This window comes from Pseudomonas sp. Tof1 (genome assembly GCF_055390395.1).
The window spans coordinates 5,022,340-5,040,881 of the sequence record NZ_AP024344.1 but is presented as its reverse complement, the minus strand read 5'-3'; the positions used below and the strand labels follow the sequence as shown (position 1 = coordinate 5,040,881).

Sequence of the window (18,542 nt, the reverse complement as noted above, 5' to 3'; positions counted from 1 at the left end):
TCATGAGCGCAAACCTGCTGAACATCCCGTGCACCACTATCAAGGGCGAGCAGAAGACTCTCGCCGACTTCGCCGGCAAGGCCCTGTTGGTGGTCAACACCGCCAGCAAGTGCGGTTTCACCCCGCAGTACAAGGGGCTCGAAGCGCTCTGGCAGCACTACAAGGACCAGGGGCTGGTGGTCCTCGGTTTTCCCTGCAACCAGTTCGGCAAGCAGGAGCCGGGCAACGAAGCGGCGATTTCCGAATTCTGCGAGCTGAACTATGGCGTCAGCTTCCCGCTGTTCAAGAAGATCGAGGTCAATGGTTCCGGGGCACACCCGCTGTTCGTGCAACTGAAGAAGGACGCTCCCGGGTTGCTGGGCTCCGAGCGCATCAAGTGGAACTTCACCAAGTTCCTGATCAGCCGCGATGGCAAGGTGGTCAAGCGTTTTGCCCCGCTGACCAAGCCCGATGACATGGTCCGCGAGATCGAAGACCTGCTCGAGCATGAATGATCTGCCCGCCGATTCGCTGCGGCTCGACCGCCAGCTGTGCTTCAAGCTCTATGCGGCGTCGCGGGCGGTGATCCGTGGCTACAAGCCGATGCTCGACCGCTTGGGACTGACTTATCCACAGTACCTGGCGATGCTGGTGCTGTGGGAGTGGCACGACAGTGCGCCGCAGCAGCCCACGGTCAAGGCGCTGGGCGAAAGGCTGCTGCTCGATTCGGGGACGCTGACGCCGTTGCTCAAGCGCCTGGAGCAGATGGAACTGGTACAGCGCCGGCGCTCGCCCGATGACGAGCGCGAGGTGCACCTGAGCCTGACCCCGGCCGGTTGGGCACTGCGCGAGCAGGTTGCGCCGCTCAAGGCGCAACTGCTCTGTGACAGCGGTATCGATCTGGCTCGGCTCGATCAACTGCGCGACGGTCTGGACCAGTTGCTGGCGTACGTCAGGTGATCTGCGGCGCGACCCAGAGTTCGAGCAACGCCATCAGTTCCTCGCGGCGGAACGGCTTGGCCAGGTAGTCGTTCATGCCCGCTGCCCGGCAGCGTTCGCGCTCCTCGGGCATGGCGTTGGCGGTCAGGGCCACGATCGGCAGGTTCGGCCAGCGTCCGCTGCGGCGGATCTGCCGACTGGCCTCGTAGCCATCCATGACCGGCATGTTGCAATCCATCAGCACCATGTCGAAATCCTGCTGCTCCAGCTGGCTCAGCGCTTCGCCACCATGGGCCGCCACGGTCACCTCGCAGCCCAGCTTGCCGAGCATGCCCTTGGCGACCAGTTGGTTGACCGGGTTGTCCTCGACCAACAGGATCCGGCCGCGCCGCTGGGGCGGGCTGTCCTGGGCCTGGACCGATTGAGCCTCGGGGTCATCCACTTGCAGGGTGCGCTGCAGGATCTGGTACAGCGCATTCCGCGCCAGGGGGCGTGCCTGTTGTTGCAGGGGAGCCAGGGCGCTGGCCTCCTCGGTGGGCATGAAGTTGCCGTAGGCGGTCACCAGCAGGATCGGTGCGGTGATGGCCGGTCGCAGGCCGAACAGGCATTCGGGGCAGTCGGTGATCAGCAGGTCGATCTGCAGGCCGGCCAGGCTGTCGTCGATCCCGTAGCGCTTGTATTGCAGGCCCCAGGCCGGCAACTGGTTGTCGAGCAGTTCGCTCAGGCCGCTGCCTGCGGAACTGACCGCGATGATCCGGCCGTTGAGCGGCTTCGGCGGGGCGGCGGGGGTGTGGCAGGGCAGCGGCAGTTCGGCGCAGAACTGGCTGCCGAAGCCGACTTCGGAACTGATGGTCAGGCGGCCCTTCATCGCTTCGCAAAGGTTGTAGGTCAGGGCCAGGCCGAGCCCGGTACCGCCGTACTGGCGAGTGATGCCGGCGCCGGCCTGGGTGAATGGCTGGAAGATCTTCGCCTGGGCTTCCTGGGCGATGCCGATACCGGTGTCGCAGACTTCGATCCGCACGCCGTCGTCGCGGGCCGTCAGGCGTACGTCGACGCGACCGAAGCGGGTGAACTTCAGGGCGTTGGACAGCAGGTTGCTGACGATCTGCCGAACCCGGGTCGGGTCGCCCAGCACCAGGGCGGGGAACTGCGGCTCGATCAGGCAGGCCAGCTCGACGCTGGGGGCGGCATTCTGCGAGAGCAGGTTGGCGGTATCCTCGATCAGTGCGCCGAGATCGAAGGGGATCCGTTCCAGCTCCAGTTGCCCGGCGTCGAACTTCGACAGGTCGAGGATATCGTTGAGCAGTTCCACCAGGACCTTTCCCGAGTCGTGGGCAATCGACAGCTGCTGGCGTTGCTCGGCATTCAGCGAGCTGTCGAGCGACAGCGCGATCATGCCGAGCAGGCCGTTCAACGGCGTACGGATTTCATGGCTCATGTTGGCCAGGAAGGCCGAGCGTGCCTGGGCCATGTTCAGCGCCGTGCTGCGGGCCACTTCCAGCTCCTGGTTGGACTGGCTCAGGCGGGCGTTGATCGCCTTGAGTTCGGTGGTCCGGGCCGAGACGATGTTTTCCAGTTGCCCGAGGTAGTCGGTCAGGCGGTTTTCGGCGTTGCGCCGCTGCTGGATCTCGGTGGCCATGATGTCGAACTGCTGGTTGGCAACCTTGACCAGTACACCGATCTCGTCCTTTTCATGGCCGGGTGGAAACTCCAGTCGCGCTTGCCGGGGGGCTCCCGGCTGGGTGCTGGCCAGCGCATCGATGACCCTGACCAGGGGCTTGGTCAGCATCACGTAGAACAGTGCCAGGAGGATGCCGGTCAGGATCAGGCCATGGATCAACCCGTTGAGCAGGCTGATTTCGGCGCGTTTGAGGAAACGGATGCCGAAGGTGTAGGTGTCGACATCCAGGTGCAGGACGCCGAGGGATTCGTTCGGCAGGTGGTCGAGGAACAGGCGGTCCTCGAACTGCCGGTCGGCGCCGAAGAGAAAGTCGCTGATCGCCCGGTAGCGGCCATCCTGGCGGGGCCGCTCGACGCTGGCCAGCACCGCATTGTTGTTGTCGGTCAGTTTTGCCCGCAGCACCGCTGGCGAGTGCAGCAGCCCCAGCGCCAGTTCCTGGGCCAGTTCGGCATCGATGTTGTAGGCGATCCGTGAGGCGGGATTGTGGCTGATTTCCAGCAGCGAAAGGATTTCACGATTGATGGAGGCGTTTTCGCTGGCATAATCGAGACCGATCTGCAGCAGGCTGAGCAGCGTCCCCAGAATGAACCCGACCACCACGGTCGATCGGGCTTGCTTGTAGGACAAGCGCTGGGTGAATTTTATATCCATGGGATGATGTACCACATTCGTTTCCCTTCGCCGGGCAAGCATAGCTGATCTTTCGATAGCACCGGCAGACAAGTGGTGGCGCCCTGATCGGGTGTTTGCCGAGACAGCCTGCTTGATTTTCAAGCGCCCTGTGGCGCCGACGCGACATCATGAGTGTGAACTTGCCCGAGGAAAAGTCGTGGATGCTCGATTGAATGCCTTTCTGGAGCGCGCCGACGCGTTCCTCTCCCGTCTGGAACCGCTGTTGCCCGCCACCCGCCAGGTGATCGACTGGGATCGCTGCCTGGCGGCCCGCTGGCAGCGCGAAGGTCGCACGGGGTTCCTGTTGCCGCTCGAGGTCAGCCTGGACATGCGCCTGTCCGACCTGATCGGCGTCGACAAGCAGCGTGAACAACTGGCCCGCAATACCCGGCAGTTCATCGACGGCCTGCCGGCCAACCATGCCCTGCTCTGGGGTTCGCGTGGCACCGGCAAGTCGTCGCTGGTGCGTGCCCTGCTGGCCGAACATGCCGGTGCCGGCCTGCGCCTGATCGAGATCGAGCGCGATCACCTGGCGGATCTGCCGCGGGTGGTGGAGCAACTGACCAGGCTGCCGCAGCGTTTCGTGCTGTTCTGCGACGATCTTTCGTTCGAGTCCGGCGAGGGTGACTACCGGGTGCTCAAGAGCGTGCTCGATGGTTCGCTGGAGCAGGCTCCGGACAACGTGTTGCTGTACGCCACGTCGAACCGCCGGCACCTGGTGCCGGAGAAGGAGAGTGACAACGAGAACTGGAAACGCGTCGATGGCGAGCTGCACCCGAGCGAAGCGGTGGAGGACAAGATCGCCCTTTCCGATCGGTTCGGCTTGTGGCTGTCGTTCTATCCGTTCACCCAGGAGCACTACCTCAGCGTGGTCGAGCACTGGATCGGCGAGTTGGCGCGCAAGGCCGGCCTTGCGTGGCAGCGTGATGACGAACTGGATGTTCTGGCGGTACGCTGGGCCACCGGGCGGGGTAACCGCAACGGTCGCTGCGCCTATCAGTTTGCGCGGTATTGGGTTGGATTGAAGTTGTTGGAGCAGGCACCATGATTGATTTGCAAAAGGCTGGCGCAGGGTTGGACGGCTACGGGCTGCTCTGTGCGCAGTTGGAGTCGCTGTTGGCGGACGAGCGCGATTTCATCGCCAACTCGGCGCAGTTCTCGGCGTTTCTGTTCAACCAGTTGGAGGATCTGAACTGGGCCGGTTTCTACCTCAACCGCGACGGCGAGCTGGTGCTCGGCCCGTTCCAGGGACAGATCGCCTGTGTTCGCATTCCCTTCGGGCGTGGGGTCTGCGGTGCGGCGGCGGCCAGCCGGCAGACCCAGCGGGTGGAGGACGTGCATGCGTTCCCCGGGCATATCGCCTGTGACAGCGCCTCGAACAGTGAACTGGTGGTGCCACTGGTCAAGGAGGGCCGCCTGATCGGCGTGCTCGATCTCGACAGTCCACGCCTGGCCCGCTTCACCGTCGAAGACCAGGCGGGCATCGAGCAACTGGCGGCGATCTTCCTCCGCCTGACCGACTGCTGACGCGGCCTCAGGCCTTCAGACCGGCCTTGGCCAGCAGCCCCGGTACGTCGATCGCATCGATCTGCTGGGGCTGCAGATAGCTGTTGGCATATTGCAGGTAGATCTCCTCCTGCATGAACAGCTCGAACAATTGTGGGTCGATATGGGCATCGCGGCACATCGCGGCCATGATGTTCAGCGCCTCGCTCAGCGACTTGGCCTTCTTGTAGGGCCGGTCGGCGGCGGTCAGTGCCTCGAAGATATCGGCGATCGCCATCATCCGCGCCGGCAGGCTCATCTGCTCGCGCCTCAGGCGTTTCGGGTAACCGGTCCCGTCCATCTTCTCGTGATGACCGCCGGCGATTTCCGCGACCATCGACAGATGGCCGGGGAAGGGCAGGCGGCTGAGCATGATGATGGTCTGCACCATGTGATCGTTGATGATGTAGCGCTCTTCGCGGGTCAGGGTGCCGCGGGTGATGCTCAGGTTGTACAGCTCGCCGCGGTTGAACTTGCAGGGCGGGACATCGAGCTGGAAGCCCCAGGGATTGTCGGCCGGCATCCGTTCGCTGTCGCTGCGTTCGAACAGGTGCTCGGGCTTGTCGGCCAGCAGGTACTCGGTGACGGGCAGGGTGGGTGCCGGGGTGCGTTCCTGGCGCCGGTGTTCTTCCCAGGACACGCCGAGACGATCATCCAGGGTGCGGCTCCAGGTGCGCTGGGCAATCTTGCGCAGCCGCTCCAGGTCGGCCTCGGCCATGGCCTCGCTGCCCAGGTTGCACTGGGCGACAAAGGCGAAATCGTCGTCCAGTGCGCTCAGGCGGGCGTCCCGTGAAACGGCAAGCGCCTGCTCCTCGGCAGCGATGGTGGCGCGGGTCTGCCAATAGTCGATCCAGACATCACGCTTGAGCACTTCGAAACGCGTACGTACTTCGTGGATGCGATCGTGGAGGGTCTCCAGCTTGGTCGCCTTGTCGACCACATATTCCGGCGTCGTGACCTTGCCGCAATCATGCAGCCAGGCCGCCACATGCAGGGCCTCCCACTCGTCCTCCGAAGGGTTGTAGTCACGGAACGCCGGCTGCTCGCTGGCGGCCGCGGCCCTGGCCAGCATCTGGGTGAGCACCGGTACGCGCTGGCAATGGCCGCCGGTATAGGGGCTCTTGGCGTCGATGGCGCCTGCCAGCAGCTGGATGAACGCATCGAGCAGTTGCTTCTGCCTGACCTGCAGGTGCTGGCTCTCGATGCACGCCGCTGCCGTGCCGGACACCGCGCTGATGAAGGCGATGCGGTCGGGCTTGAGGTTTTCCAGGTCGGCTTCGGTGCCGCTGTCGGGCAGCAGCAGCGCCAGGACCCCCACGGTTTCGCCATGGCGGTTGTGCAGGCGGATGCCGATCAGGTGAATGCGCGGCGTTTCCAGGGCGATCATCACCCGTTGCAAGTCATCGGCCTGCTCGAAACCGAGGGTGCTGACCGTGCTGTTGTGGCTGTCGAGCCGGCTCAGCCAGTCCGCGCGCCGGCTGTCCGTGGCGGCGTCGCTGCGGATGTCGAACTGCTGCGGGGCGTGCTGGATACCGTCGATGATCAGCGCCTGGGGCTCCAGTCGTCGGTTCTCGCCGTTGACCAGATAGAGCAGGCCCGCCCGGGCCTGGCCGATCTTTATGGTTTCGTTGAGTACCAGTTGCAGCAACTGCTCGAAGCGGGTTTCCGCCGACAGGCTGGCGGATATCTCGAAGAAGCTGGCCAGGGTCCCTTTCATGCGGCTCATCGATACGGTCAACTGGTCGACTTCCAGTACCGGCGAGTTCGGGGTGGCCGGGTAGTTGAAGTTGAAGCTGCGGATCGCATCGGCTTCGCGCACCAGCGCATGCAGCGGCTTGACCAGGATCCTGGAGGTCAGCCAGCCCAGCGGCAGGCAGAGCAGCAGCGTCGCCAGGGTCAGCAGCGCGCCTTGCCAGCGCAGCCGGTAGGCATCGGCCAGCAATTGATCCTCCGGTACCAGCAGGGCCAGGTGCAGCCCGGTCGGGCCGCCTTCGGCGAGATTGCTGCGGGCGACGATCCACTGCCGATCGCGGGTGCGCATGTGGCGGCCGGACGGGTTGGCCGGGTCCATGAACTGTTGCAGTGCCGGGCTCAACTCGCGGACCGGCGTCAGTCGATCGCCGCCCTGGGCGGTCAGCTTGCCGTAGTCGGGGTAGGCCACCGCATTGCCCTGGTCGTCGAACAGGACGATCTCGGTATCGGGGGTGACCTTGTGTTTGCCCAGGGTGGCCGACAGGTCCTCCAGGGTCAGGTCGGCGGCCACCACCACCGTCGGGGAACTGCGTCGGGCCAGTGTGGTACCGACATTGTGGGTCGAGAAGAATACATAGGGTTCGGTGGTGATCTGGCCAGTGCCGCCCAGGGCGGTGTCGAACCAGGCGCGGCTGCGTGGGTCGTAGATCTCCTCGGGGTTTTCCTGGCGGCTGATCAGGTTCAGGTTGGCATCGTAGAACAGCGATTGCGACTGCAGGCTGCCCTTGCCGGCATTGCGCTCGATGCTCCAGACCTGGAAGGCCGCGTTCTCCGGCCCCTTGACGTAGGCCCGCAGCGCCGGGTCGCGCAGCGGTCGGACCATGAAGAAGTCACCGTCGGTATAGCCCAGGTACAGCGAGGCGAGGTTGGGGTTGTCGTTGAGTGCCTGGGTAAAGGGCCGCAGCAGGGCCAGGCGTTCTGCCAGGGTGGTGGCCGAGTTGCAGGGGTCGATGGCCAGCAGGCTTAGCAGGTGCCGAATCGGCTGGTAGGTGTGCTGCAGGTCCAGCTGGACATCTTCCTGGATCTTGCCGAAGAGTTTTTCGCTGCTGGAGAGGATGATGCGGGTGGTGTGCTGGTAATTGAAGATCCCCAACAGGGTGCCGGTCAGCAACAGCAGGCAGGTGAACAGGATGCTGATGTGGATGTGCAGGGGGAACCGGCGCTGCTGGACGGGCATCGAACTGGGCATCGCAGCTATCTCCTTGGTGATGCGGTGCACTGCTCAGCAGCCAGGGGCAGTCAATGGTTCGCCGAAAAGGCTGGCGGTCGCATTTTCCGTATGGCCCTGCCTGAGGTGGGGCTGCGCAGGGAAGTGCCCAGCCCAGGCTGTTTTACTCCATTTCGGGGGATTTGTCTGGTGGCCGGCGTCATCCTGCGTGGATTTTTTTTTATCCAGTTCGCCAAGGTACTTCCGGAGGGCCTCTTCCAGTGTCGCCAGGGTCCGGACGACTGCCTCGCGGGCACTTTCGATCGTGCTCGCCGGGGCGTTCCGTTCGCCGGCGGCTTCCAGGCTTTCGCACTGCTCGACCAGCGTGGCGGCCTGAATGATGCGGGCCGCGCCCTTGATCTTGTGCGCCAGGTCGATGAAGGCCGTCATGCCGTGCCCCAATGGCAATCCCTGCAATTCCTGCCGGTCGGCCTGGCAACTGCTGAGCAATTCGTCCAGCAGCCGGCGTATCAGTTGCGGCTCGCCACCGGTCAGGGCGTTCAGGCCTTCGATGCTGAACGGTGGGTTGAAGGGCACGGCACGCAGGTCGGCCAGTTTCCTGCTCAGCGCGGTCAGGCTGATCGGCTTGAACAGACAGTCGTCCATTCCGGCCTGCAGGCAGCGGCTGCGTTCTTCCGGCTGGGCATTGGCGGTGAAACCGAACACCGTGCAACGCGGGCGCGCCAGTGCCGTTTCATGGTCGCGCAGTTGGCGGGTCAGGTCATAGCCGTTCATGACCGGCATGTTGCAATCGACGATCACCAGGTCGAAGTGTCCGTCTTTCCAGATCTGCAGGCCGCTAGCGCCGTTCTGCGCGGTGCTGTAGCGATGACCGAGGTAACCCAGTTGCTGGCACATCAGCAGGCGGTTGGCGGGATGGTCGTCGACCACCAGTACATTCAGTTCATGCAGGGCCGGGGGCAGCTCCGTCTCGCGCTCGATCGGCCCTTGCAGCGGTTCCAGGCTGTCCAGTTCAAGGGTCACGGTCACCTGGGTGCCCTGGCCGGGAACGCTGGCAAGGGTCAGTGTTCCTCCCATCATTTCGCAGAGGCTGCGGCAGATCACCAGCCCCAGCCCGGCACCACTGCGGGCCAGCTGGCCGGAGTTGTCGGCCTGGGCGAAGGGTTGGAACAGGCGTTCCTGGTCGGCCTGGCTGATGCCGATACCGGTGTCTTCGACCCGCAGTCGCACCTTTACCCGTTGCGCCACTTCGGTGGGCTGGATGGCCAGGTCGATGCTGATCCGGCCCTGCTCGGTGAACTTGATGGCGTTGCTGACCAGGTTGGACAGAATCTGTCTGAAGCGCAGCGGGTCGACCAGCACATCGCAGGGCTGCTCCCGGAGCGTTTCCTTCATGACCAGGCTCAGGCTTTTCTGGCGCGCCAGGCCATCGAAGACGCGGACCACCGATTCCGCCAGCTCCTCCAGGTTGACCCGTTCGGGGGACAGGCTGAGGCGGCCGGACTCGATGCGGGCGATGTCGAGAATATCGCCGATCAGTTCCAGCAGGTCCTTGGCCGAGTTGTACGCGACCTCGATGGCCGGGCGATCCAGATGCCCCTGGTCGGCGCGCTTCAGGGTCAGTTCCAGCATGCCGATCACGGCGTTCATCGGCGTGCGGATCTCATGGCTCATGGTCGCCAGGAAGGTGCTCTTGGCCCGGTTGGCGTCATCGGCCTGTTCCTTGGCACTGCGCAGGTCCTCGAGCAGTTGGCGTCGTTCGCTGACGTCGATCCAGCCGCCGATGATGCCCTGCACCTCACCCAGTGAGTTCCGGTAGGGCAGTATCCAGTGATAGATGGTCAGCTCACGGCCCCTGATATGCAGTGTGCGGTCGCAGATCAGCGGCGTGCCGTCCTCGATCACCCGCAGGTAGTCGGCCTGGTATTCGCTGGCCTCCTGTTCGTTGCCGAGGGCGCGTGCACCTTCCAGCGCGCTTTTGCCGACCAGGTCTTCCAGCTTCGCCGAGAAGGCTTCCAGGTAGCTGTCGTTGCAGGTCTGCAGCAGGCCCTGGCGGTCGCGCACGTAGATCGGGTGAGGAGTGCCGTTGACCAGCGCACGCATGAATTCGAACTGGTCGCTCAATGCCCGTTCCGCCAACTGGCGCTGCCTGATCTGCCGTCGCATGTAGGCATTCCAGGTCAGCGATAGCAGCAACAGCACACTGGCACCGACGATGATCTGGATGATCAGGCGGTGATAGTTGCGCCAGTAGCTGTCGGAGGCCGGGGTGTAGCCGCGCCAGCGGCTGTTGACGATACCCAGTTCGTCCGGGGCGATGCTCAGCAGGGCCTTGTCGAGGATCGAACCGAGTTCGGTGGCGCCGCGGGCGGTGGCCAGGGCGAAGACCGCCTGCTGGGTACCGATGGTGGCGCTGATCTGCAGACGGTCGTCGAATATCTGCGAGGCGATCAGGTAGTTGGCGATCACCAGCGAGCCGACCGCACCCTCCACCTGGCCCTGGGCGAGCAGTTCGGCCGCCTTGAGGCCGTCGTCGGTCTCCACCAGGCGGATCCCCGGGAATTCGCGGCGCAGGTAGTCGATCAGCGCATTGCCGCGGGTGATTGCCAGGCGCTTGTTCTCCATCTGCTCGAGATTGATCGGGCTGTCCTTGCCTTTCGCGGTGAGCAGGACGAAGGAGTTCTCCATGTAGGGACGGCTGAAATGCAGCAGCTCTTCCCGGGCATTGGTCGGGCTGATGGCCGCGATCACATCGGCCTTGCCGCTGCCGATTCGGCCGATCATGTCATCCACGCTGCGTGCCCGCTGGATTTCGAAACGCAGGCCGGTACGCAGGCGGATCAGTTCCAGCAGGTCGGCCGTCACCCCGCGAAAGTTGCCGTCGGCGTCGAAGAAGGTGATCGGCGCCAGGGCCTCGTTGACTACCACGCGCACCAGCGGATTGGCCTTGAGCCACTGCTCTTCGCGAGGGCTCAGTTGCAGCTTGTGATCGGTCAGCAGGATATCGCTGCCGGCACTCCAGCGTTGCGCGATGCTCTCGCGCTCACCGGTGGGGATGGCCCTGAGAATGCTGTTGACGATACCCAACAGCAACGGTTCGTCGCCGCGCACGGCAAAACTGAAACCGTAGGCTTCATGTTTGCCGAAATTGGCCATTTTCACGTTGCGCAGGTAGCCCTTGTTGATCAGGTAGTGGGTCGAGATGGTGTCGCCCAGGAACACATCGGCCTGGTCGAAGGCGACGGCGTTGATGGCATTGAGGTAGGAGGGATAGAACTGGATGATCGCCTCGGGATACTGCGCCTTTATCTCGTCCAGTGGCAGGTAGTGATAGACCATGCTCAGGCGCATGCCGGCCAGACCGTCGGTGAGCGAGCGGGTTTCGCCCTCGCGGGTGACCAGTACCGGCTGGTCGACGGCATAGGGAATCGATAGCGCGATGTTCTTGTTGACGGCCTCGAAGCCGTTGGCGCTCCCCAGCAGATCGATCTGTCCGTTCTCGAGGGCCTGGATGGCTTGCTCCCGGCTGGCGAAGCTGTGCACCTTGACCGGCAGGCCAAGTGCGCCGGAAAGAATCCCCGCGTAGTCCGCCGTGATGCCTTCGTAGTCACGCCCGCTGGCGGTGATGTCGAACGGTGGATAGTCCGGGGAGGAGGTGCCCAGTACCAGCACGCGCCTGTCCTGTATCCAGCGGCGCTGTTCCTTGTCGAGCTGCACCTCCATGTGTCCAGCATTCGAACGGCTGAGCAGGGCGAAGTGGGTCACATCGCCGGGTATTGCATGCGCTGACAGACACAGGAGCATTCCCGTGATGATTGTCAGATAATCCTTCAAGCGCGTGGGCATCCGTCTTCTCACACTACCGCGTTGCGTTTGGCCATTTCGATCAGTTCGACGAGGGTCTTGGCTTTCAGTTTCTGCATCAGGCGTTTCTTGTAAGTGCTGACGGTCTTGTTGCTGAGGAACATGCCCTTGGCGATTTCCTTGTTTGTCCTGCCCTGGGCGAACAGTTGCAATACCATCAGTTCCCGGTCGTTGACCAGTTTGAAGAGTTCCATTTCCGGATTGATCGCTTCATCTTTTCGGCCGCTGATCAATGCCTGGCTGGGAAAGTAATTGTAGCCGGATAATACCGCTTTCACCGCACTCATCAGTTCGCCCAGATCTTCGGTCTTGCAAACATAGCCTGCAGCGCCCGATTGCATGCAGCGAATGGCGAACAGCGAGGGAGACTGCCCGGTCAGTACCAGGGTTTTCAGCGACAGGTTCATGCCGTCCAGGCGGGCCAGCACTTCCAGGCCGTCCAGCTTGGGGATGCTGACGTCGAGAATGACGAGGTCCGGCATGCATTCGCGGACCATCTGCATGGCGTCGACACCATTATCCGTCTCACCGACTATTTCATAACAATCTTCCTGCTCCAGCAATATCCGAATGGCAAGACGGACAACGGGGTGGTCGTCGACGATAAAAACCGAATTCATAATAAATCCCATACGAGCTGCGTAGAAAGCGCGCACATTAGCTCACTTGTCTCCCGGGACGCATGAATAGAGATGCCTACAGAAGCTGTATAGGAATATTCCTACTTTAATTGAGCTGTCGACTTACATTCTGAGGATACATGGAGGGGTGTGTTTCCTGCTTTTATAGTTTTTTGTTATTAAAAGGGCTTGGCTGTTTGTAGGTGTTTAATAGTATTTCGGATAATTCCTACGTATGGATAGGCTTGATTCTGCAGTTCTGTTGGCTGGCAATCACGATATTAGTGACAGTTGCCAAGACATTCGTCTGACAAAAGATGCTGTTTTCTATCGGACGCAGCGTGAGCCCAATATGTTTTTCAGCGCCAGGCCGTTGAGCGGCTTGCTCAGGCAGCCCAGCAGAGGGAGATGGCGCAGCAACGCGCTCTGGTTGAGTGCCCACAGTTCGTCGAGGCTGAGACTGCTGAGCAGGATAGCCTGCCTGATCTTGCCGCGCTGATTGGCGGTGTGGATCAGTTCGAGCCCCGGTATATCGGGCAGGCACTGGTCGCAGAGCATCAGGTCGAAGGGCGTTGGCACGGCTTCCATCGCCCGCAGGGCTTCGGTTGCGTTGGCGGCCGGGGTGAGGTGGTGGAAGCCATAGCTGTTGAGCAGGCTCTGCGTAGCGACCAGTTGAAAGGGGTGATCCTCCACCAGCAATACGCGCAGATTTTCTTTGGGCATGTAATTTTCCAGGCGGGCTACCTGTTTCGAACAAGGCCTCAGGTGCAGGCGGTGAGGTGTCGATCCTGAAGAGGGGCCTGTTGAGCGAGGGGATGGATTGAGTCCAGGCGGCAGACTAAGAGGGTAATGGATTATTTCAGTGGGTCGAACGAAAGCTCCATCAGCGGATTCCGCGGCCAATGTAGGCTTTCTCCGCGCGACGTAGGGGGGCCTTCGGCAAGGGCTGCAGTCCTTGCCGAAGGCGAGCGGGGCAAGGTTACTGGGGACTGGAGCGTCCGGTCATTTCCCTGGCCATTTCACTGGCGTAGCTGTCGGTCATGCCGGCGATGAAGTCGATCATGCGCAGGAACGAGGCGTGCAGCGGCCAGTCGGGATTGGGCGCGTTGTTGCCGAGCAGATCGAGAATCCGCCGGTTCTTGAACGACGGCGTACGCCCGCCGTGCTGCTCCAGGGCGGCACCGCAGAAGGCATTCAGGAGAATCTCCAGGGTGGTGTAGGCGCCGATTTCGTGCAGTGTCTTGCGTTTGTCCTGGAAGATCTTTTTGCGGGCGATGTCCTTGGCGTTGAGCACGCAACGCTTGGCCGGACCGTGCATGTGTTCGACCAGGTCGCCCGGCAGGGTTCCCGCCAGCAGGGCGTCCTGCTGCTCGACGAAGGCCCTGGCGGCGGCATTGGTCAGGTGTTCGATGGCCTTGCCACGCAGAATCGCCAGTTTGCGTCGACGCGAGTCCTGCGGGCCCAGCAGTCGATAGGTTTCCGGCAGATCGTCACCGACCAGGTCGAGCAGCAGCGATTCGACCTGTTCATAGTCGAGCAGGTCCATCTCCAGGCCGTCTTCCAGGTCGATCAGCGCGTAGCAGATGTCGTCGGCAGCCTCCATCAGGTACACCAGCGGGTGCCGGGCCCAGCGTTGTTCCTCCAGTTGCGGCAGGCCGAGCTTGTGGGCGATCTGCTCGAGGATCGGCAGCTCGCTCTGGTAGCAGCCGAACTTGTGCTTCTTGTAGCCCAGCGAGTCGGCGTGACGGGCGCTCCAGGGGTATTTGAGGTAGGTGCCGAGGGTGGCGTAGGTCAGCCGGGTGCCGCCGTCGAACTGGTGGTACTCAAGCTGAGTCAGCACCCGGAAGCCCTGGGCATTGCCCTCGAAGTTGAGGAAGTCGGCCCGCTCGGCGATGCTCATGTCGTCCAGCCAACCGCGGCCGGCGGCCTGCTGGAACCAGTGGCGGATCGCATCCTCGCCGGAGTGGCCGAAAGGCGGATTGCCGATGTCATGGGCCAGGCAGGCCGACTGCACGACCATCCCCAGGTCGCTCGGTTCGCACCAGTCGGGCAGGGCGCTGCGCAGGGTCTCGCCGACCCGCATGCCCAGGGAGCGGCCGACGCAACTGACTTCCAGCGAGTGGGTCAGGCGGGTGTGGATATGATCGTTGCTCGAAACCGGATGTACCTGGGTCTTGCGGCCCAGGCGGCGGAATGCCCCGGAGAAGATGATACGGTCGTGGTCCTTGTGGAAAGGGCTGCGGCCCAGCTCTTGCGGGCTGTGCAGGGGCTTGCCCAGGCGTTCGCGGTTAAGCAGGGTTTGCCAGTCCAAGGCGGGTTCCCTCCGTCGAATGATCGAACCGCCAGCTTCCCGGTTAGCTGGCGCGCCTGCAAGCAAAAACTGGCGAGGTGTGGCAAAACCAGGTGGTCTTTGCGGTCAATGCGATTCAACCGGGCGAATCAGCCACGCAGCCCTCTAAAGGATGGCGGCATCGATATCGATAAGCAGCAGGCGCCGGCCATCGTCGAAGAATTGCCCGGCGGTCAGGCAGTACTGGTTGGTGGTGGCGTCGCGATAGGTGCCGGACAGCGTCAGGCGCCGCCCATCCCAGCCTTCGGCGAGCAGGTGATAGAAGTACGGGCGCCATGACCAGTTGTGGCCCACATAGCTGTTGTCAGCCTGCCAGGCCTGGTTGCGCCATTCCACGTTGGGTGTGAGTTGCGTGCCGTGGCGGTCGCACTGGTAGAAACGCAGCAGCCAGGGGTAGCTGTCCAGCCGTGGCAGTTGGCTGAGGGGCGCCTGCGCCTGGGCCCAGGCCTGGAGGATGCCCATCAGTTCACCCAGTTGCTGGCGCAGCTTCATCAACTGCGCGCGCTCGGCGAGCTTGCGCTGGACATAGCGTTCGCGCAGTTCGGCGAATTGCCTGACGAACCTGTCGCTGGGGAAAAACGCCTGTTCGGCCTTGGCGAACAGATAACCCTGAACATAGCGTGAACCGCATTCGAGGGCGAAGTTCAACTCTTCCTCGGTTTCGACCCCTTCGGCAATGATCCAGCAGCCGGTCTTTTCCGCCATCTGCGCGAGCGCCTTGACCACCTCGCTGCTCGGCCCGCCACGGGCCGCCGCCTGGAACAGGCGCATGTCGAGCTTGAGAATATCCGGCTGCAGGGCCAGTACCCGATCCAGTTGCGAGTAGCCGGCACCGAAGTCGTCGATGGCGATCCGGGCGCCGGCCTGGCGATAGCGCTCGACCACCTGGGACAGTTGCTGGCTGTCGCCATCCAGTTCGGTGATCTCGAAGACGATGCGGGCCGGGTCCACGCCGTGCCGTTGCAATTGTTGCAGGCTCGGCAGGGCCTGGCCCGGTGTCAACAGGCTGATCCAGCGAGGCGATATGTTGAGGCTCAGAAACCACTCTGGCGGGGCTTCGTGCAGCCGGCTCAGGGCGTCATCGCGCAGTTGCCGGTCGAGGTCCAGCAGGTCTGCTGCGGGTGTCAGCGGGTCGCTGAACAGGGGGCCGACGGAGACCAGTTGCCCGTTCGCCTGGCGCAGGCGGCCCAGGACCTCGACGCCGGCTATGCGCCCCGTCGCGGTATCGATGAATGGCTGAAAGCAAGCGAGCGGTTGCCCGTCGATCACGGAGCCTCCTGAGGCGGTTTGTCGGCTGGTGGCTCGTGGGCAGGCAGCGGGGTCGCCAACCGCCGAAAACAACCGGCGGTTATTGTTCGATCAGTTATCTTTGCAAGAATGCAGCCAGCTCCACCGCCGTCAACGTTTTCCGGATGAGCCCTGCATGACCAGCCTGATCAGCGGCAGCAGGCTGGTGCCCAGGCGCACCAGGCGGGACAGGCCGCCCACCCCGGCACCCTTGGCGCCCTTGCCGCCAAGGAAGCCCAGCAGTGTGACCACGGCGATACCCCACAGGGGGGCATGCTTGATGCCGAGGTTTTCCTGCCAGTTGCGGCCCAGCCCGCGCACGCGCTGCAACGGCTCCAGCAGTTGCCGGGATTCGTGGCGGATTTCCTGTCGATGCATTTCCATGCGCAGGCGGATCAGTGCCTTGCGCATCTCCCGGCGGGAGTTGCCTTGTGGCAGTTCTGGCAGGCTCATGGCAGCAGTCGCTTGCGGTCGTTGGCCAGCTCTTCGAGCGTGGCGTGGAAGGGAGAGGACTCATCGAAGACGGCCGCCTTCAGGCGCAGGCCACAGAACAGGGCGGCCAGGCTGTAGAAGACGCACAAGCCGATGATGCCGGCCAGGCGGTAGGTGTCCCAGACCAGGATCAGCACCAGTGCCGACAGGCCGATCAGCAGCAGCAGGGCGAAGACCAGCGCCAGCCCGGCGAACAGCAGCAGGCTGACGGTGCGGGCCTTCTGTTCCTGCAGCTCGATGCCGAACAGCTCGATATGGCTGTGCAGCAGGCCGAGGACGGCGGCACCCAGGCGCCGGCTGGAGGAGCCGGTGTTTTGCGCTTCGTCGATAGCCATGATCAGCGCCGTGTCACCAGCAGGCCGACGATAAAACCGAGGCCGGCGGCGATGCCCACCGATTGCCAGGGGTTGGCCTGGACATAGTCTTCGGCCGCGACCACGGCTTCCTTGCTCCGCTCACGCAGAGTCGCCTCGGTCAACTGCAGGGTCTCCCGGGCTTTCGACAGGCTGTCGTGAATCTGCGCGCGCAGCTCGTCAGCCTGTTCGCCGGCCAGGCCCGCGGTGTGTTCCAGCAAACGCTCGGCGTCGCTGACCAGGGTCTGAAAATCCGCCATCAATATTTCCTGAGCAGTCTTTGCCGGATTGCGGGCCATAGGGGCATATCTCCTTGAGAGGCGTGTGAAAGGTTCGAGTGCGGGCCTTGTCCGAAGGTTCACTGCAATCGACTGGTACAGCTTTTGCTGTGTGCTGGTGCGTGGTCGCGGGCCCGTGCGCCGTATCCGGGCGTTTATGGGCGCGCACCACGAAAACCTTACCTCAAATAATCGAAACACGCGGAAAAAACCGAAGCGGCCACCGAGCCTGTTTTTCGTGCTGCGCCAAAGCGGTTCGCTGCTTGCCCGGCGTGCGCCAATAGAGTGCGAAAAAAACCGGTGTCCCGAACAGCCGCGGTGCCTTTCCCTGACTTCAGGTCTGCCGTCCCATGGAAAATTTGCAAAGTGCCGTGGATAGTCTGGTCCATGGTTCCAACACCCTGTTCATCCTGCTCGGCGCGATCATGGTGCTGTTCATGCACGCCGGCTTCGCCTTTCTTGAAGTCGGTACCGTACGCCAGAAGAACCAGGTGAACGCGCTGTCGAAAATCCTCAGCGATTTCGCCATCTCGACCCTGGTGTATTTCTTCGTCGGCTACTGGATCGCCTATGGCGTGAGCTTTCTGCAGCCGGCGGCACAGATCAGCGGCGATCACGGCTACGGGCTGGTGAAGTTCTTCTTCCTGCTGACTTTCGCCGCGGCCATTCCCGCGATCATTTCCGGCGGGATCGCCGAGCGGGCGAAGTTTGCCCCGCAGTTGTGCGCCACGGCGCTGATCGTCGCGTTCGTCTATCCGTTTTTCGAAGGCCTGGTCTGGAATGGCAATTTCGGCCTGCAAGCCTGGCTGCTGGCGCGCTTTGGCGCAAGCTTCCATGACTTCGCCGGCTCCGTGGTGGTGCACGCCATGGGCGGCTGGCTGGCGCTGGCGGCGGTGTTGCTGCTGGGGCCGCGCCAGGGGCGCTACCGTGAAGGGCGGCTGGTGGCGTTCGCGCCGTCAAGCATCCCGTTCCTGGCGCTGGGCTCGTGGATCCTGATCGTCGGCTGGTTCGGCTTCAACGTGATGAGCGCCCAGACCTTGCAGGGCGTCAGTGGCCTGGTGGCGGTGAACTCGCTGATGGCGATGGTTGGCGGCACGGTGGCGGCGCTGATCATCGGCCGCAATGACCCGGGCTTCCTGCACAACGGCCCGTTGGCCGGGTTGGTGGCGATCTGTGCCGGTTCCGACCTGATGCATCCGGTGGGGGCGCTGGTGACCGGGGTGGTGGCGGGCGGCCTGTTCGTCTGGTGCTTCATTGCCGTGCAGAGCAAATGGAAGATCGACGATGTGCTGGGTGTCTGGCCACTGCACGGGCTGTGCGGCGTATGGGGCGGGATTGCCTGCGGGATCTTCGGCCAGCAGGCGCTGGGGGGCCTGGGTGGCGTCAGCCTGGCCAGCCAATTGATCGGCACGGCGCTGGGGGTGGTCGTGGCACTGGTCGGCGGGTTTGCGGTGTATGGGCTGATCAGGGCCGTACACGGCCTGCGGCTGAGTCAGGAAGAAGAGTATTACGGCGCCGACCTGTCGATTCACAAGATCGGCGCCGTGAGCCAGGACTGAATT

The 18,542-nt window shown here is 63.1% G+C and carries 15 protein-coding genes; 5 read left to right on the top strand and 10 right to left on the bottom strand.

Annotation, left to right across the window (positions count from 1 at the left end):
• The first annotated feature begins 2 nt into the window (after positions 1 to 2).
• Together ACZ5KU_RS22440 and ACZ5KU_RS22435 are read left to right on the top strand one after the other, a co-directional pair.
• Positions 3 to 494 carry a glutathione peroxidase gene (locus tag ACZ5KU_RS22440; RefSeq protein ID WP_054062902.1) on the top strand — a complete coding sequence of 164 codons (492 nt, stop codon included), beginning with the start codon at positions 3 to 5 and terminating at the stop codon, positions 492 to 494.
• A complete protein-coding gene (locus ACZ5KU_RS22435) occupies positions 487 to 939 on the top strand; it encodes a MarR family winged helix-turn-helix transcriptional regulator (protein ID WP_054058826.1) in 453 nt (150 codons plus the stop codon). Before ACZ5KU_RS22440 ends, ACZ5KU_RS22435 begins: the two co-directional genes overlap by 8 nt.
• Here the strand turns inward: ACZ5KU_RS22435 and ACZ5KU_RS22430 are convergent.
• Positions 932 to 3,250, bottom strand: coding sequence for a response regulator (locus ACZ5KU_RS22430; RefSeq protein ID WP_416769904.1), 2,319 nt, complete (start codon positions 3,248 to 3,250; stop codon positions 932 to 934). The genes ACZ5KU_RS22435 and ACZ5KU_RS22430 overlap by 8 nt on opposite strands.
• A gap of 178 nt (positions 3,251 to 3,428) precedes the next feature.
• Between ACZ5KU_RS22430 and ACZ5KU_RS22425 the strand changes: the two genes are divergently transcribed.
• Together ACZ5KU_RS22425 and ACZ5KU_RS22420 are read left to right on the top strand one after the other, a co-directional pair.
• Positions 3,429 to 4,319, top strand: a complete 891-nt coding sequence (locus ACZ5KU_RS22425) for an ATP-binding protein (RefSeq protein ID WP_054058824.1) — start codon at positions 3,429 to 3,431, stop codon at positions 4,317 to 4,319.
• Positions 4,316 to 4,798, top strand: a complete 483-nt coding sequence (locus ACZ5KU_RS22420; RefSeq protein ID WP_054058823.1) for a GAF domain-containing protein — start codon at positions 4,316 to 4,318, stop codon at positions 4,796 to 4,798. Before ACZ5KU_RS22425 ends, ACZ5KU_RS22420 begins: the two co-directional genes overlap by 4 nt.
• Before the next feature lie 7 nt (positions 4,799 to 4,805).
• Here the strand turns inward: ACZ5KU_RS22420 and ACZ5KU_RS22415 are convergent, their stop codons facing one another.
• From ACZ5KU_RS22415 to ACZ5KU_RS22375, 9 genes are all read right to left on the bottom strand, one after another.
• Positions 4,806 to 7,757, bottom strand: a complete 2,952-nt coding sequence (locus tag ACZ5KU_RS22415) for an HD domain-containing phosphohydrolase (protein WP_464736293.1) — start codon at positions 7,755 to 7,757, stop codon at positions 4,806 to 4,808.
• A gap of 33 nt (positions 7,758 to 7,790) precedes the next feature.
• Entirely contained in the window at positions 7,791 to 11,582 is a 3,792-nt protein-coding gene (locus ACZ5KU_RS22410) for a transporter substrate-binding domain-containing protein (RefSeq protein ID WP_464736292.1), read from the bottom strand.
• An 8-nt stretch (positions 11,583 to 11,590) separates the two neighbouring features.
• Positions 11,591 to 12,220 carry a response regulator transcription factor gene (locus ACZ5KU_RS22405; RefSeq protein WP_054058820.1) on the bottom strand — a complete coding sequence of 210 codons (630 nt, stop codon included), beginning with the start codon at positions 12,218 to 12,220 and terminating at the stop codon, positions 11,591 to 11,593.
• A 327-nt stretch (positions 12,221 to 12,547) separates the two neighbouring features.
• Positions 12,548 to 12,943: a response regulator gene (locus ACZ5KU_RS22400; RefSeq protein ID WP_054062900.1), complete on the bottom strand. Its 396-nt coding sequence runs from the start codon at positions 12,941 to 12,943 to the stop codon at positions 12,548 to 12,550.
• Between the two features lie 256 nt (positions 12,944 to 13,199).
• On the bottom strand, positions 13,200 to 14,531 hold the full coding sequence (locus ACZ5KU_RS22395; protein WP_054058818.1) for a deoxyguanosinetriphosphate triphosphohydrolase: 1,332 nt from the start codon (positions 14,529 to 14,531) through the stop codon (positions 13,200 to 13,202).
• Positions 14,532 to 14,675: 144 nt separating this feature from the next.
• Positions 14,676 to 15,839 (bottom strand): EAL domain-containing protein, encoded by a 1,164-nt coding sequence (locus ACZ5KU_RS22390; RefSeq protein ID WP_054058817.1) that lies wholly within the window; start codon positions 15,837 to 15,839, stop codon positions 14,676 to 14,678.
• 129 nt (positions 15,840 to 15,968) lie between these two features.
• Positions 15,969 to 16,310 (bottom strand): hypothetical protein, encoded by a 342-nt coding sequence (locus tag ACZ5KU_RS22385; RefSeq protein ID WP_054058816.1) that lies wholly within the window; start codon positions 16,308 to 16,310, stop codon positions 15,969 to 15,971.
• Positions 16,307 to 16,684: a phage holin family protein gene (locus ACZ5KU_RS22380; RefSeq protein WP_054058815.1), complete on the bottom strand. Its 378-nt coding sequence runs from the start codon at positions 16,682 to 16,684 to the stop codon at positions 16,307 to 16,309. The genes ACZ5KU_RS22385 and ACZ5KU_RS22380 overlap by 4 nt, the downstream gene beginning before the upstream one ends.
• A gap of 2 nt (positions 16,685 to 16,686) precedes the next feature.
• Complete coding sequence (locus ACZ5KU_RS22375) at positions 16,687 to 17,001, bottom strand: ElaB/YgaM/YqjD family protein (protein WP_054058814.1); 315 nt, start codon at positions 16,999 to 17,001, stop codon at positions 16,687 to 16,689.
• A gap of 329 nt (positions 17,002 to 17,330) precedes the next feature.
• Between ACZ5KU_RS22375 and ACZ5KU_RS22370 the strand changes: the two genes are divergently transcribed.
• On the top strand, positions 17,331 to 18,539 hold the full coding sequence (locus ACZ5KU_RS22370; protein WP_054062897.1) for an ammonium transporter: 1,209 nt from the start codon (positions 17,331 to 17,333) through the stop codon (positions 18,537 to 18,539).
• Positions 18,540 to 18,542 lie beyond the last annotated feature (3 nt).

Excerpts from the sequence above, each read along its gene's own strand:
- ACZ5KU_RS22440 (WP_054062902.1), top strand. The coding sequence starts at position 3 with ATGAGCGCAAACCTGCTGAACATCCCGTGCACCACTATCAAGGGCGAG.
- ACZ5KU_RS22435 (WP_054058826.1), top strand. The coding sequence starts at position 487 with ATGAATGATCTGCCCGCCGATTCGCTGCGGCTCGACCGCCAGCTGTGC.
- ACZ5KU_RS22430 (WP_416769904.1), bottom strand. The coding sequence starts at position 3,250 with ATGGATATAAAATTCACCCAGCGCTTGTCCTACAAGCAAGCCCGATCG.
- ACZ5KU_RS22420 (WP_054058823.1), top strand. The coding sequence starts at position 4,316 with ATGATTGATTTGCAAAAGGCTGGCGCAGGGTTGGACGGCTACGGGCTG.
- ACZ5KU_RS22415 (WP_464736293.1), bottom strand. The coding sequence starts at position 7,757 with ATGCCCAGTTCGATGCCCGTCCAGCAGCGCCGGTTCCCCCTGCACATC.
- ACZ5KU_RS22410 (WP_464736292.1), bottom strand. The coding sequence starts at position 11,582 with ATGCCCACGCGCTTGAAGGATTATCTGACAATCATCACGGGAATGCTC.
- ACZ5KU_RS22405 (WP_054058820.1), bottom strand. The coding sequence starts at position 12,220 with ATGAATTCGGTTTTTATCGTCGACGACCACCCCGTTGTCCGTCTTGCC.
- ACZ5KU_RS22400 (WP_054062900.1), bottom strand. The coding sequence starts at position 12,943 with ATGCCCAAAGAAAATCTGCGCGTATTGCTGGTGGAGGATCACCCCTTT.
- ACZ5KU_RS22385 (WP_054058816.1), bottom strand. The coding sequence starts at position 16,310 with ATGAGCCTGCCAGAACTGCCACAAGGCAACTCCCGCCGGGAGATGCGC.
- ACZ5KU_RS22380 (WP_054058815.1), bottom strand. The coding sequence starts at position 16,684 with ATGGCTATCGACGAAGCGCAAAACACCGGCTCCTCCAGCCGGCGCCTG.
- ACZ5KU_RS22375 (WP_054058814.1), bottom strand. The coding sequence starts at position 17,001 with ATGGCCCGCAATCCGGCAAAGACTGCTCAGGAAATATTGATGGCGGAT.
- ACZ5KU_RS22370 (WP_054062897.1), top strand. The coding sequence starts at position 17,331 with ATGGAAAATTTGCAAAGTGCCGTGGATAGTCTGGTCCATGGTTCCAAC.